Here is a 13040-nt window from a genome sequence, read left to right as displayed (position 1 = left end):
CCGCGCTCAGGACGTCCGCTTCACCGCCCAGGCGCGGATCATGTCGATCCGTGCCTGCAGCTGTTCGGCCGAGGCCTGCACGGCGAGGGGACCGCCACACACCCGCCGCAGCTCGGCATGGACAGCGCCGTGGGGCTGGCCGGTCCGGTGGTGCCACGCTCCGACGAGACCGTTGAGCTCGCGACGCAGGACGCTGAGCCGTTCGTAGGCCGCGGCCTCGGGTTCGGCCTCGGCACCCGCCGGGGTGGGCGCCGGTACCGCGGTGGGGGCATCGCGCGAACTGCGCCGCCGCTGCAGCAGTTCCCGCATCTGCTGCGGTTCGAGCAGGCCAGGGATACCGAGGAACTCGGTCTCGTCCTCGCCGAGTTCACCGCCGAACTCGTTGCCGTCGTAGACGAGCCGGTCGAACGCCGCCTCCGACCCGATCGCCTGGAACTTCGGCTTCTCCAGCAGATCGGCGTTGGACTCGCCCCGGGCGGCCTCGGCGAGCAGGTCGTTCTCCGCGGCGAAGATGTCGTCCTCGTCGCGGATCGGGCGACCGAGCGCGTGGTCGCGGAGGACCTCCATCTCGGCCGCGTACCGCAGCAACACCGGCACGGTCGGCAGGAAGAGCGAGGCCGTCTCCCCACGCCGGCGGGCCCGGACGAAACGGCCGACCGCCTGCTGGAAGAACAACGGAGTCTGCGTCGCGGTGGCGTAGACGCCGACGGCGAGTCGGGGGACGTCGACACCCTCACTGACCATGCGTACGGCGACCATCCACCGGCTGTCGCCCTCGGCGAACTGCCCGATCCGTTTGCTCGCGGTCGGTTCGTCGGAGAGCACGATCGTGGGTCGCTCCCCCGCGATCTGCCCGAGGGTCTTGGCGTAGGCGCGGGCGGAGTCCTGGTCCGTCGCGATCACCAGCCCGCCCGCGTCGGGTACGTGGCGGCGTACCTCGGTCAGGCGGGTGTCGGCGGCCCGCAGGACGGTCTGGATCCAGTCGCCGGCCGGGTCCAGGGCCGTCCGCCAGGCCTGCGCGGCCATGTCCTTGGTGAGAGGCGTACCGAGTCGGGCGGCCACCTCGTCGCCGGCGCTGGTGCGCCACCGCATGTCGCCGGAGTACGCGAGGAAGAGCACCGGGCGAACCACCCCGTCGGCGAGCGCCCGGCCGTAGCCGTAGCCGTAGTCGGCCGCGCTGCGTGGGACGCCTTCGGTGTCCTCCACGTACGACACGAACGGAATCGGGTTCGCGTCACTGCGGAACGGCGTACCGGTGAGACAGATCCGGCGGGTGGCCGGCTCGAACGCCTCCCGCACCGCCTCACCCCAGGTGAGCGCGTCGCCCGCGTGGTGGATCTCGTCGAGGATGACCAGCGTCTTGAACCGCTCGCAGCGCACCCGCAAGGCGAGCGCCGCGGCGGCGACACCCGCGTAGGTCACGACGACACCGTGGAAGTCGCGGCTCGTGCGTCCGCCACGGCCGGCGAACGCCGGGTCGAGCGCGACGTCACCGCGTGCGGCCGCGTCTGCCCACTGCCGCTTCAGGTGCTCGGTCGGGGTCACCACGATGATCCGCTCGATGACCCGGCGAGCCAGCAGGTCGGCCGCGATCGTGAGGGCGAACGCCGTCTTGCCGGCACCGGGCGTCGCGACCGCGAGGTAGTCGCGCGGACTGTTGGCCGTGTAACCGTCGAAGGCTTCCTGCTGCCAGGCGCGCAACCTGCCCCACGGGCCGTCGGCGCGAGGGTGTCGGGTCTCGGTCGTCGACGCGGGCGTACTCACATCGTCCCTTCCGCTCGGCGGGATGGTCGTTCGAGCCGGCCGCGAGCGCAGTGGTCGCGGAACCGGGTGTCTTCGGGCCACATTCCGGAGGAACGTCCGACCCGCGACATTAGCCTGCTCTTACGCGAAACCCACCAAGGACCACGCCGAGGCGACCGAGCGAGTGAGTGATAGGCGGAGTCGCACCCACGTGGAAACGCGGCGGCGACACGTCCCTCCGCCCGTGCCGGAGGTTTGGTCGACAGCCCCGCTGAACAGGTGGGGAAGGACCGGATGTCGGCACCCGGCCCCGACTTTTCCACGGTGAGGAGCGGCTGTTCCGTAATCGGATGGTTCGTGGGTACCGAACCAAAGACCTGGCGCAGGCTTGACCAACCTGTAACTATCGAGCAACAGAGAGTGGGGAATATCGAGAGCGGTGCCGGACCCACGCGACGCGTGGATTCGGTCGGGGAAATCGATGAGGAGCAGCGATGGTCGATGATGCCGCGTCCACGTCCGACGGAAAGCAGGCTGCGCGGGCGCAAGGGGGCCTTGTGGATGCCGCCCGTCGTGTCGTCGGCCAGGTGGCGGCTCGGATGCCTGGACTCGACGGAGACATCGGCCAGCGCAACGCCTGGGAAGCCGTCTGCGCCGACCTGCAGCGTCGCCAGCAGTGGAACGACGTGGTCGACCTGGCGGTGAACGCCGGTCGCCGTCCGACGAGGCGTCGCCGGACCAGCGCGCCGGCCACCCGTGACGCGTCCCGGCCACCTCGTTCGTCCGGCAAGTCGCAGGCTCAGACCTGATCCCTCTCCCACGGCCGACGCCGATCACCGTCCGCCGGCCGGGCCGATCGCCGTCCACGTCGGGGCGCGCACTCGTCGAAGAGGTTTGACTCGCCGGCAACCTGGCGGCAACACCGCGTCCGCATCCTCGGAAAGAGAGACCGCAGATCCGAGGACAGCGTGTCTCACCGCTTCTTTCGGTGGGACACCCGATGAGGAGACGCCATGGCCATCTCCACCACGTCCGCCGAGTCCGCCGAGTCCACCACGTCCGACGCCCAGCCACCGAACGTCGCACCCTCGCGACCGCGCACGCTCGTCGGCAGCGCGCGATCGATGGTGGGGCGGCTCGCGTCACTCATCCACGGTCCTGACGCCGCGCGACGCAACGCCTGGGAGGCCGTCTGCGTCGACCAGGAACGCCGTCGCCAGTGGAACGAGACCATCGAGCCGCCGCGAGGGCGTCAGCTTCCGCGGACCCGGCCCGTGCCGTAAAGCACGGCCCGGGACGAAGGGTGGACCGAGGGACCGACAGGCGGACCGGTCAGTCGCCGTCCTCACCGCCGCCGCCAGGCGGCAGACCTTCCCAGATCTCCTTGCACTCCGGGCAGACCGGGTATTTCTCCGGGTCCCGGCTGGGCACCCACACCTTGCCGCACAACGCGATGACCGGCGTACCGGTGACCATCGCCTCGACAAGCTTCTCTTTCGGCACGTAATGGGAGAAGCGCTCGTGATCGCCGTCGTCACCGTGCGAGGGAAGCGCACGGGTTTCCTCGATCGTCTGGGCACCAGGACTCAGCTGCGTACTCACCCGCGCAAGTCTAGGCGGGTCCGGTGGATCATGCCGACATGTGAACACGTGATCGCCGAACCGGCGAGCCCGGCACCGGCCGCGCCGACGACAACGCAGCCAGCATGGATGCGGGGCGTCCACATGCGGGGGGTCGCGAACCTAGTTCAGCGTGGGGTCGTCGGGGAAGGTGGCGACAAGGGCGAGCTCATCAGGTTGGCGGCGCAACACCCGGCGCCACAGCGTGGTGGGGTCAAGGGTGAACGCGTCAGCGGGTTCGGAGTCGACGACGTACCAGCCGCCCTCCTTGACCTCCGCCTCCAGCTGGCCGGGTGACCATCCGGAGTAGCCGGCGAACACGCGCATTCCACGCACACCGCCCGCGAGGAGCTCCGGTGGGGTGTCGAGGTCGACCAGCCCGAGCCGGCCGTAGAGCCGGCGCCAGCCGAGGGGTTCGGCGTCCAGACCGTCGGGCACCTCCGCCAGCGCCAGCGCGGAGTCGGTCGCCACCGGACCACCGTGGAACAACACGTCTGGCTGGCACACCATGTCGGTCCAGGGTGCGAGCACGGACGTGACCGGAAGGTCGGTGGGCTTGTTGACCACCACGCCGAGGGCGCCATCGCCGTCGTGATCGAGGATGAGTACGACACTGCGAGCGAAGTTGGGGTCGCTCAGTGCCGGTGTCGCGACGAGCAACTGCCCGGTGAAGTACGGCCCGCTCATAGTCTCATGATCCCGCGTCCTGCCTCGCCTCACGACCTTCTCGCGGTCTTCGTCCCCGCGCCGACAAGATCTGTGCCAACCCGATGCCGAGCAGCACGCCGAAGAGGTCCGCCGCGGCGTCGAAGACGTCGCCGGAACGCTGCGGCAGCAGGGTCGCCTGGACTGTCTCACTGACCACCGCGTGCAGCGCCAGGATCCCGACGAGCCACCCGGTGGGCAGCCTGACCTGACGTCCGGTCCACGCAACCGCGGCGAAGATCAGCATGTGGGCGAGTTTGTCCTCGTACGCGAAAGTCGCCTCGGGACCAGGCTGACGTGGGGAGTAGATCCCGAACAGGTTGATCGCGCAGGCGAGCAGGAACGCCACCCACCAGGCCGCGGAGCCCGCCCCCGTGACGCGTCTCATCAATCGCTGGCCGCCGAGACCGCTTCCCGCACCGCCGCGGCGACGGCGTTGTGCACGTCGGGGTGGAAGACGCTGGGGATCACGTAGTTGGCGTTCAGCTCACCCTCGCTCACGACGTCGGCGATCGCCTGCGCCGCCGCCAGCAGCATGCTGTCGTCGACGTGATGGCTGTGCGCGTCGAGCAGACCGCGGAAGACGCCGGGGAACGCGAGCACGTTGTTGATCTGGTTGGGGTAGTCACTGCGTCCGGTCGCGACGACGCTCGCGTGCTCACGGGCCTCCGCCGGGTCGACCTCGGGCTCGGGGTTGGCGAGCGCGAAGACGATCGATCCGGGATTCATGGTCGCGATGTCGGCGCCGGTCAGGACGTTGGGCGCGGACACCCCGATGAACACGTCGGCACCGGCGACCGCACCGCGCACGTCGCCGGTGTAGTGCGCGTGGTTGGTCTGTTCGGCGATCCAGGCGAGCTCGGGAGAAAGCCCCTGCCGTTCGGGGTGGATCACGCCGTCGACGTCGGCGACCAGGACGTCCTTGGCGCCGGCAGCGAGCATGAGACGCAGGATCGCGCTGCCGGCGGCACCGGCGCCCGACATGACGATCTGGACGTGCCCGATGTCCTTGCCGACAATGCGGAGCGCGTTGGTGAGCGCGGCGAGGACGACGATCGCGGTGCCGTGCTGATCATCGTGGAAGACCGGGATGTCGAGCAGGTCGCGCAGTCGGCGTTCGACCTCGAAACAGCGTGGCGCGGAGATGTCCTCGAGGTTGATGCCGGCGAACCCCGGGGCGATGCTGCGGACGACCTCGACGATGGTGTCGACGTCCTGGGTGTCGAGGCAGATCGGCCAGGCGTCGATGCCGGCGAACCGCTTGAAGAGTGCCGCCTTGCCCTCCATGACCGGCAGGGCCGCCTGCGGCCCGATGTTGCCCAGCCCCAGGACCGCGGACCCGTCTGTCACCACGGCGACGCTGTTGCGCTTGATGGTGAGCCGCCGCGCGTCGTCGGGGTTGGCGGCGATCGCCAGCGACACCCGCGCGACACCCGGGGTGTAGATCATCGACAGGTCGTCACGGTTGCGGATCGGGTGCTTGGCCTGCATCTCGATCTTGCCGCCGAGGTGCATGAGGAACGTGCGGTCGGAGACCTTGTGGATGATGACGTCGGGGACCTGCCGCAGCACCTCCACCAACCGGTCGGCATGCGCGGTGTCGGTGGCGGCACAGGTCACGTCGATGCGCAGCCGCTCGTGTCCCGAGGCGGTCACGTCGAGCGCGGTGACAGTGCCACCGGCGTGTTCGACAGCCGCGGTGAGCTCGCTCACCGCCCGGCCTCCCGCGGGCACCTCGAGCCGCACAGTGATCGAGTACGAAACGCTCGGTGCCGACGTCACGGCCACTCCTTGGAATCAGGTCAAACGATATCCAGATGTGGTCCGATCGTCTCACTGTTCCACACCCAAGCGCGAGAGGGGCCCTGCCGGGGTGCGGTCAGGCGTCGCGCTTGTGGAAGAGCGTGGTCGCCAGGGCGAACAACGCGGCCACCCAGGCGGTGAAGGTCAGGCTGCTCACGGCCCGGCTCGGTTGGTCCCCGAACGACGCACCCGGGGCCACCGCCTCCGTCGACACCGTCTGCGACATCGCGTTACCAGCCGTGAACGGCAGGTAGTTGACGTACTCACGGAGCGACTCGAGCGCGGGGATCATCGTCAGCGCGCCGAGCAGGGGCTCGACCACCAGGGGCACGACGAACAGCAGCACCATCGCGGCCGGAAGGTTGCGCAACAGCGAACCCAGGCCGAGGCCGAGCAGTCCCCACAGGACGACGAAGCCGAGGTAGCCCAGCAGCGCCGGGCCCATCTGGTCGGAGGTGATCGGCAGCGAGTCGCCGGACAGCAGCTTCGCCAGGCCCCAGTTGATCAGCACGCTCACGACCGCGAGGACCAGCGCCCACACGGCGATCACGAGCGCCTTGGCGAAAACCAGGGAACCGCGCTTCGGCACCGCGGTCAGGGTGGGCAGGATCGTCCCGTGGCGGTACTCGTGCCCGAACGCGAAGACGCCCATGATCCCCATGAAGACGGCGGTGAACGGCAGCGGACTGAACGCCGAGCCACCGGTGAGGACCACGCCGGCCAGGTCGGGCTGGATCGGATCGTTACGGGAGACGTAGGAGATGATCCCGGCGACCGCCCCACTGAGGACGAGCGGCAGCACGGTGAGCCAGTAGGTCGAACGCAGCGTGCGGATCCGCACCCATTCGAAGCGCAGTGCGTCGATCATCGGTTGCCTCCGGCGGATGACGAGGAAGCGGGCGGGGGGCCCTGGTGCTGACCGGGTGCGCCGTGCTGACCGGGTGCGCCGTGCTGACCGGGTGCGCCGTACTGGCCCGGCGGGGGGTACTGACCCGGCGCGGCGTACTGACCGGGCGGACCACCCGGCGGACCGAACTGCCCAGGCGCTCCACCGGATGGGACGAACTGCCCGGGTGCACCGAACTGGCCGGCCGCCCCTGGGGGTCCGGGTGGGCCACCGATCTGGGCGATGTACTCCTCGGATCCACCGGTCGCCTCGAGGAAGGCCTCTTCCAGCGTCGCTGTCCGGGTGGAGAGTTCGTGGAGGACGACGCCCGCGGAGAACGCGAGTTCGCCGACCTTCGCCTGGTCGGGGCCGGTGACCATGAGGGCACCGTCGGGTGCCGGCTGGACGCCGGCATGGGCCGCCCGGAGGGCCTCGACCAGCCGGTCGGGCTGCGGCGTTCGCACCGTCACGGTCGTCCGCGACGCCGACCGGACGAAGTCGTCGACGGCGCCGGAGGCGATCAGCCGGCCGCGACCGATGACGACCAGCCGGTCGGCCATCAGCCCCATCTCGGCCAACAGGTGACTCGAGACGAAGACCGTCTTGCCGGTGGAGGCGTAGGTCTTCAGGAAGTTACGCAGCCAGGTGATGCCCTGGGGGTCGAGACCGTTCGCGGGCTCGTCGAGGATCAGCGTGTGCGGATCTCCGAGGAGCGCACAGGCGAGCCCGAGCCGCTGCCCCATACCGAGGGAGAACGTCCGCGGCTTCTTGCCGGCGACATCGCTGAGTCCGACGTACTCGAGCACCTCGTCGACGCGCTGCCGAGGGATGCCGTTGGCGGCCGCGAGCATCAGCAGATGGTTGCGGGCGGTCCGGGTCGGATGGAACGCCTTGGCCTCGAGGACCGCACCGACATGCCGCATCGGGTGGGTGAGCCGCGAGTAGGGCTTGCCGTCGAAGAGGGTGCGGCCGCCGCCGTGGTCGAGGCCGAGCATCAGCCGCATGGTCGTCGACTTGCCCGCGCCGTTCGGGCCGAGGAACCCCGTCACCACCCCCGGCTCGACGGTGAACGACAGATCGTCGACCGCTCGTTTCGCGCCGTAGGTCTTGGAGAGGTTGGTCGCCTCGATCCGTCCCACCGGTGCCTCCCTGGACGCAAGGGACTGATTGACGATGCTCACCGTACGGGGTCCACGTCTCGCGAGGTGTCGCCCCATGGGTGGGTTTTCTGGCGCCTCGGTGTCCGTCCTGAGGAGGAGGCGACCCCCGCCGGGAGTGGCGGTGGGTGGTGAGAAGGCCGTACCGTTGCGTCCGTGGGTATGTACGTACGGCGATTTCGTCGCCCCGACCGGCACAGCGGTGCCGTCGGGGTGGATTGCCGCGTATGCCCGTGGTGACCGGTTCCCTTCCGCGAACCTGATCGTCACCGTCGAGCGCTGACGGCGTTCTCCCGTGCGGACCTCCGCGGCCGGTCGGGGTGTGTGAGTCCTTCCGCACCTTCCGCAGCCAACCCGCGCGAGGAGACCTCGATGTCCAACCCTCTGCACCCTCCTGCCCCGACCCCGCACACCGCTGCCGCGGCCCAGCACGCTGCCCCGACCGGGCACGGTCCGACCCCGACCACGCCCTCCCCCGCCCATGTGGTGGACGAACGCGACGAACGCCCACCCGTGGCCCTGTCGGCCGCCGAGGCACAGGCCTGTCTCGCGGTCCGGGACCTCGCCGATCCGGCGCAGGGGCCGCACGCCCTGCAGTCCGTGGTCGACGACCTGGTCCAGGGGCTGCGTACCGCGTGGAACTGTGGTGTGCGCATCGTCCGGGCCCATCCCGTCGTTCCGCTCGCCGACAACTACGACAACCTGGGCTACCCACCCGGAGCGGTGACCCGGGAGGAGCGCTACACGCGCTACGTCGACGCCGGGCACGTGCTGCGCAGCCACAGCAGCGCGATGGTTCCGGGCGCGCTCCGAGCGCTGGCGGGTGACCCGGACGCACCGGCCGACCTGCTCCTCGCCTGTCCCGGCATCTGTTACCGGCGCGACAGCGTCGACTGGCAGCACACGGGTACGCCGCACCAGATGGACCTGTGGCGACTCCGGCACGACCGGCCCTGCGACGAGGACGACCTCACCGAGATGATCGCGCTCGTCGTCGAGTCGGCCCTGCCCGGCAGCCGGTGGCGGACCGAACCGAAGGTCCACCCCTACACCGAACGAGGCCGCCAGGTCGACGTGTGGTGGGACGGCCAGTGGATCGAGATCGGCGAGTGCGGACTCGCCGCGCCGGACGTCCTCGCCGGTGCCGGGCTTCCGGTGCCCGCCTGGACCGGGCTCGCGATGGGGCTCGGCCTGGACCGGTTGCTCATGCTGGGCAAGGGGATCCCCGACATCCGGCTGTTGCGGTCGGCGGATCCGCGGGTCGCCACCCAGATGCTGGACCGGACGCCGTACCGCGCGGTGTCGCACATGCCACCGGTACGACGGGACCTGTCGGTGGTCGTCGGCCCCCGGGCGGACACCTCCGCCGAGGTGCTCGGCGACCGCGTACGGGCGGCGCTGGGTGAGGACGCCGACGTCGCGGAGACCGTTGAGGTGTTGAGCGAGACGGCGTACGACGACCTGCCCGACAGCGCGCGGGCCCGCCTCGGGATCGCGCCGGGACAACGCAACGTGCTGGTCCGGTTGCTGCTGCGGGCGCTCGACCGCACGCTCACCGACGCCGACGCCAACCGGTTGCGCGACGACGTGTACGCCGCGCTGCACGAGGGCGCCGCGGCGCAGTGGGCCGCGTGCGAACACCGACCGCGCGCCTGACCCGGTCGTGGGGGCGGTGGCGTGTGCCGCGCGCGCCGCCGCCCTCGGCCGGTCGAGCGTTCTACGGCTCCGACCGCGACGAGGGACCCCCGCCGGCGTTGGGTGCGGAACCGGCCGACGCTCCGACGCCGGCGGTGACGTTCGCCTCGATCTCCCCACCGGCCGCGCTGCCGAGCAGCCCGGCGGTGAAGAAGATGAGCACGACGAATCCGAGTGGAATGGCGAGAGCCCAGGTGAGCCCGACCTGGTGGCCGACGGCCCCGATCACGACCGGTCCCAGCACGGAGCCGAGATAGCCGGCCGACACGACCGGCCCGAGAACCGACGCCCGGTTGGCCGTGCGGGTGTTGCCGGCTGCGCTGAAGACGACGGGTACGGCGGGCCCGATCCCGAACCCCGCGATGGCGAAGCCCACCAGGGCCAGACCGGGCGACGGGACCAGCAGGAAGACGAGGTAGCCGAGGACGCCGAGCGCCGCGCCGGCACGGGCGACGAGGACCGGACCGAGCCGGGCTCCGACGCGGTCCGCGATCAGCCTGGAGGCCGTCATGGCACCGGAGAAGACGGACAACCCGAGGGCCGCGAAGCCGACGGAGGCACCACGGTCCTCGTTCAGGAAGACCGCGCTCCAGTCGGCGATCGCTCCCTCCCCCAGGAACGAGCCGAACCCCATCACGGCCATCACCACCACGATGGCCAGCCCGACGGGCGGGCGCGCGCTGTGCGGAGTCTCCACGTGGTGGCCGGTGATGGCGGACTCGCGTTCGGGCCGGAGCAGCCAGGCGAGCACCGGCGCGCTCGCGGCGGCGCAGACGAAGCCGGCCACCGCGAAGTGCACGTGCACGTCGACACTCATCCGGGCGACCAGGGCGGCCACGGCCGAGCCCACCATAGAACCCAGGCTCCACAGACCGTGGAAGCCGGACATGATCGGTCTGCCGTACAGACGCTCGACGGCGACCGCGTGCGCGTTCATCGCGACGTCGAGCATGCCGCCGAGAAGGCCGAGGACGGCGAGCGCGATGGTCAGGGTCAGCAGGTTGGTCGCGAACGCCGGGCCGAGCAGCGCGACCGCCTGCAGCGGAACGATGATCCGCATGGCCAGCCCGGTACGACCTCGCTTCTCCATCCGGCCGGTCAGCCGGGTGCCGATCAGCAGGCCGACGGACATGCCACCGAGGGCGATGCCGAGGGAACCCGTGTCGAGATCGAGGGCCTGCTTGATCGAGGGGATCCGAGGAGCCCAGGTGGCGAAGATGGCCGCATGGACGAGGAATGTGACGGCCACCGCGAGGCGGGCCCGCCGTATCTCGCGGGACGGCGAGGAAGCGCGCATCACCGCGACCCTAGCCGGTCGGGTGATCGGCGTGGCGTCCTGTCCGCATCACGGCCACCCGCGGCCGCCCGAGCGGCACGTGCCGCGAGGTGCACGGGCGGACCCAGCTTCGTCCCGACGCCGGGCCCCAGGGACCGGGTCGTGTCCTAGCCGAGCAGCCGGAACGACCAGGGGTAGCGGAAGCGGTTGCCGCCGGCCGCCGACAGACCGCCGAGCCCCGACAACAGCAACCAGACCAGGGTCAGCGGGCCGAACAGCATCCCGGTGACACCGAAGGTGATCCCGGTCAGGATGCCGAGCGCGATGATCACGCCGAGGAAGCTGAGCTGGAAGTTGATCGCCTCGTACGCCTGCGTCCGGACGTACGCCGACTCCTTCCCCTTCGTCGCCGCGATGACCGCGGGTCCGACGAAGAGGGTGGCGATCCCGGACCAGTGCGCGACCATGGCCCAGCTCCGCTCCGAACTGGTGAGCGTCCCTGCGTTGGGTGCGACCGCGGTCGAGGGCGCGACCCGCTCGCTCGACATGGCGGGCAGCGGCAGGCCGCGCAGCGCCTGGGCGAGGTCGGCGCGGTCGAGGGCGCCGAGCGCGGCCTCGATCCGCTGGTCGAGTTCGTGGTGGTCGATGCGGCCTTCGGTGTACGCCAGTTGCAACATCTCGACGGCCCGATCGCGTTCGGCGTCGGAGACTCGAACGGCACCCGACGAAGGGGCGCCCTGCGGAGAAGTGCCAGTGACTGGGCTCATGCGGAGATGATGACTCGCCGGGCACGGCATCCTCATCAGGTAAGACCCTGACCGTTTCCCCGGCCGGACCCGTACCGTCCCGGACGTGTGCCCTGGGCGTGTCCTGCGGATCGCTAGGTCCGGAAGGGTGGCGCGGGCGCGACGGTGACGGCCTCGCAGTGGCCCAGCGCGATTCGGGCCAGGTTGCGCAGTGAGTCGGTGTCGGTGGCGAAGTAGCCACTGTGTCCACGGGCGCCGTGGGTCGCGAAGACGCGCGCGCCGAAGGCGGGTTCGACGGGGTTGCGCCCGTGTCCGTAGTCGCCGAACCGCATGGTCGGCAGCCACCGGACGGGATCGCCGGCCGCGAGCCCGGCCCAGACCCGTGCGGTCGAGGACAGCGCGTGTGCGCTCTCGGCCCGGACGCCCGGACTTCCGAACACCGCGATGTCGCTCACCTGTCTGGGCAGCCGACTGAGACCGCACACGACCGATCCGTAGCTGTGGCACAGGAGCCCGATCGGTGCGGACGTGTACGCCGTGAGCCCGGAGAGGAACCGCTGCAGACGGGCGGCACCGTGCCGCGCCAGGCCGCCCTGTGCTCCGGAGGGCACGGGCGCGGTCGGCGTGGTGTACCCGGCCCAGGCGATCACCGCCAGCCGGGAACCGGGGCGCTGGCGTTCCGCCTCGGCGAGCAGCGCCCGGCCGGCGGTCGCGACGCCACCCTCGCCGTCCAGGTGGTGGAGATCCGCGCCCGCTCCCGGGACGATCACCGCGACCCTCGTGGCCGTCCGGAGGTCGCCGAACACCTCGACGGCCAGGCCGCGGTCGCGCGGGTCGAGGGCGAGGATCCGGCGGCCACGCAGGTTCACTCCCGCCGCGACCTTCGAGACCACCACCTCGTACCGGTTCGCGGCGAAGCGCAGGGTCGGTGGTACGCCGTCCAGGTTTCCCACGAGAGCGGGAAACGCCCGGGCCAGGTCGACCCGCTCACGGCGCGGCAGGCCGGCGAAGAACGCCGCGACGGAGGCTGGTGCGGTCGTCAGCGGATCGGGAAGGAGGCGCCCGGTGGAACGCGCGGCCTGCCAGGCGGCGACCCCTGGGGGCCCGATCCGGCCCCAGGCGGCACCCGGCGACTCGAGGCGGGCCCGCGGTCCGCTCAGCGTCGTCAGGGCCCCGAACGTCGCGACCATGACCTGCCTGGCACGAACCATCCGGTCTCCGTCCTTCCTCCTACCTCGTTGCCAGCCGGGGAGTTCTACCCGCACCGGGACCGGAGGGAACGTCTGGATGGCCCGACGTTCATCCAAGGAAGGCTGGGGCGGGAGAGACCTGCTCCAAGTCACCCAGCGTAGGCAAAGTGCGCCGAACCGGGGGCCAGTGCGGCCGGCCCGACCCGAACGTCTCCCCGC

Annotated in this window: 13 protein-coding genes; 3 read left to right on the top strand and 10 right to left on the bottom strand. The window is 70.9% G+C overall.

The features are described 5' to 3' along the window. Positions 1 to 6: 6 nt before the first annotated feature. Complete coding sequence (locus HEB94_RS22995; protein ID WP_192751817.1) at positions 7 to 1764, bottom strand: DEAD/DEAH box helicase family protein; 1758 nt, start codon at positions 1762 to 1764, stop codon at positions 7 to 9. A gap of 473 nt (positions 1765 to 2237) precedes the next feature. On the opposite strand from HEB94_RS22995, the gene HEB94_RS22990 reads away from it, so the two are divergent. Both HEB94_RS22990 and HEB94_RS22985 read left to right on the top strand, forming a co-directional pair. Beyond that, the gene (locus tag HEB94_RS22990) at positions 2238 to 2552 is read left to right on the top strand and encodes a hypothetical protein (RefSeq protein WP_192751816.1); all 315 of its coding nucleotides are present in this window, start codon (positions 2238 to 2240) and stop codon (positions 2550 to 2552) included. 204 nt (positions 2553 to 2756) lie between these two features. Further along, the gene (locus HEB94_RS22985; protein WP_192751815.1) at positions 2757 to 3026 is read left to right on the top strand and encodes a hypothetical protein; all 270 of its coding nucleotides are present in this window, start codon (positions 2757 to 2759) and stop codon (positions 3024 to 3026) included. A 49-nt stretch (positions 3027 to 3075) separates the two neighbouring features. On the opposite strand, the gene HEB94_RS22980 is transcribed toward HEB94_RS22985, so the two are convergent. The 6 genes from HEB94_RS22980 to HEB94_RS22955 all read right to left on the bottom strand — a co-directional run bounded on the left by HEB94_RS22980 (position 3076) and on the right by HEB94_RS22955 (position 7896). Continuing rightward, the gene (locus HEB94_RS22980) at positions 3076 to 3345 is read right to left on the bottom strand and encodes a DUF3039 domain-containing protein (protein ID WP_192751814.1); all 270 of its coding nucleotides are present in this window, start codon (positions 3343 to 3345) and stop codon (positions 3076 to 3078) included. Positions 3346 to 3486: 141 nt separating this feature from the next. Continuing rightward, on the bottom strand, positions 3487 to 4050 hold the full coding sequence (locus HEB94_RS22975; protein WP_192751813.1) for a YqgE/AlgH family protein: 564 nt from the start codon (positions 4048 to 4050) through the stop codon (positions 3487 to 3489). Between the two features lie 4 nt (positions 4051 to 4054). Further along, positions 4055 to 4456 (bottom strand): VanZ family protein, encoded by a 402-nt coding sequence (locus tag HEB94_RS22970; protein WP_192751812.1) that lies wholly within the window; start codon positions 4454 to 4456, stop codon positions 4055 to 4057. Next, on the bottom strand, positions 4456 to 5850 hold the full coding sequence (locus tag HEB94_RS22965; RefSeq protein ID WP_192751811.1) for an NAD-dependent malic enzyme: 1395 nt from the start codon (positions 5848 to 5850) through the stop codon (positions 4456 to 4458). The genes HEB94_RS22970 and HEB94_RS22965 overlap by 1 nt, the downstream gene beginning before the upstream one ends. Before the next feature lie 97 nt (positions 5851 to 5947). After that, entirely contained in the window at positions 5948 to 6739 is a 792-nt protein-coding gene (locus HEB94_RS22960) for an ABC transporter permease (RefSeq protein ID WP_192751810.1), read from the bottom strand. Next, complete coding sequence (locus HEB94_RS22955) at positions 6736 to 7896, bottom strand: ABC transporter ATP-binding protein (RefSeq protein ID WP_337917926.1); 1161 nt, start codon at positions 7894 to 7896, stop codon at positions 6736 to 6738. The genes HEB94_RS22960 and HEB94_RS22955 overlap by 4 nt, the downstream gene beginning before the upstream one ends. 390 nt (positions 7897 to 8286) lie before the next feature. Here HEB94_RS22955 and srmL point away from each other — a divergent pair, with 390 nt between their 5' ends. Further along, on the top strand, positions 8287 to 9570 hold the full coding sequence (gene srmL, locus HEB94_RS22950) for a PheS-related mystery ligase SrmL (protein WP_192751808.1): 1284 nt from the start codon (positions 8287 to 8289) through the stop codon (positions 9568 to 9570). A 61-nt stretch (positions 9571 to 9631) separates the two neighbouring features. Here the strand turns inward: srmL and HEB94_RS22945 are convergent, their stop codons facing one another. The 3 genes from HEB94_RS22945 to HEB94_RS22935 all read right to left on the bottom strand — a co-directional run bounded on the left by HEB94_RS22945 (position 9632) and on the right by HEB94_RS22935 (position 12842). Continuing rightward, on the bottom strand, positions 9632 to 10906 hold the full coding sequence (locus HEB94_RS22945) for an MFS transporter (RefSeq protein ID WP_192751807.1): 1275 nt from the start codon (positions 10904 to 10906) through the stop codon (positions 9632 to 9634). 146 nt (positions 10907 to 11052) lie between these two features. Beyond that, complete coding sequence (locus HEB94_RS22940; RefSeq protein ID WP_192751806.1) at positions 11053 to 11652, bottom strand: DUF1707 and DUF4870 domain-containing protein; 600 nt, start codon at positions 11650 to 11652, stop codon at positions 11053 to 11055. Positions 11653 to 11765: 113 nt separating this feature from the next. Continuing rightward, positions 11766 to 12842: an alpha/beta hydrolase gene (locus HEB94_RS22935; RefSeq protein ID WP_192751805.1), complete on the bottom strand. Its 1077-nt coding sequence runs from the start codon at positions 12840 to 12842 to the stop codon at positions 11766 to 11768. Positions 12843 to 13040: the final 198 nt, after the last annotated feature.

The sequence above is a fragment of the Actinopolymorpha pittospori genome (genome assembly GCF_014873875.1).
In the GTDB taxonomy this organism is placed as follows: Bacteria; Actinomycetota; Actinomycetes; order Propionibacteriales; family Actinopolymorphaceae; genus Actinopolymorpha; species Actinopolymorpha pittospori.
Note: the sequence above shows the minus strand (reverse complement) of the source record. Positions and strands in the feature narration are given on the sequence as shown.

Excerpts from the sequence above, each read along its gene's own strand:
- HEB94_RS22990 (WP_192751816.1), top strand. The coding sequence starts at position 2,238 with ATGGTCGATGATGCCGCGTCCACGTCCGACGGAAAGCAGGCTGCGCGG.
- HEB94_RS22985 (WP_192751815.1), top strand. The coding sequence starts at position 2,757 with ATGGCCATCTCCACCACGTCCGCCGAGTCCGCCGAGTCCACCACGTCC.
- HEB94_RS22975 (WP_192751813.1), bottom strand. The coding sequence starts at position 4,050 with ATGAGCGGGCCGTACTTCACCGGGCAGTTGCTCGTCGCGACACCGGCA.
- HEB94_RS22970 (WP_192751812.1), bottom strand. The coding sequence starts at position 4,456 with ATGAGACGCGTCACGGGGGCGGGCTCCGCGGCCTGGTGGGTGGCGTTC.
- HEB94_RS22960 (WP_192751810.1), bottom strand. The coding sequence starts at position 6,739 with ATGATCGACGCACTGCGCTTCGAATGGGTGCGGATCCGCACGCTGCGT.
- srmL (WP_192751808.1), top strand. The coding sequence starts at position 8,287 with ATGTCCAACCCTCTGCACCCTCCTGCCCCGACCCCGCACACCGCTGCC.
- HEB94_RS22945 (WP_192751807.1), bottom strand. The coding sequence starts at position 10,906 with ATGCGCGCTTCCTCGCCGTCCCGCGAGATACGGCGGGCCCGCCTCGCG.
- HEB94_RS22940 (WP_192751806.1), bottom strand. The coding sequence starts at position 11,652 with ATGAGCCCAGTCACTGGCACTTCTCCGCAGGGCGCCCCTTCGTCGGGT.
- HEB94_RS22935 (WP_192751805.1), bottom strand. The coding sequence starts at position 12,842 with ATGGTTCGTGCCAGGCAGGTCATGGTCGCGACGTTCGGGGCCCTGACG.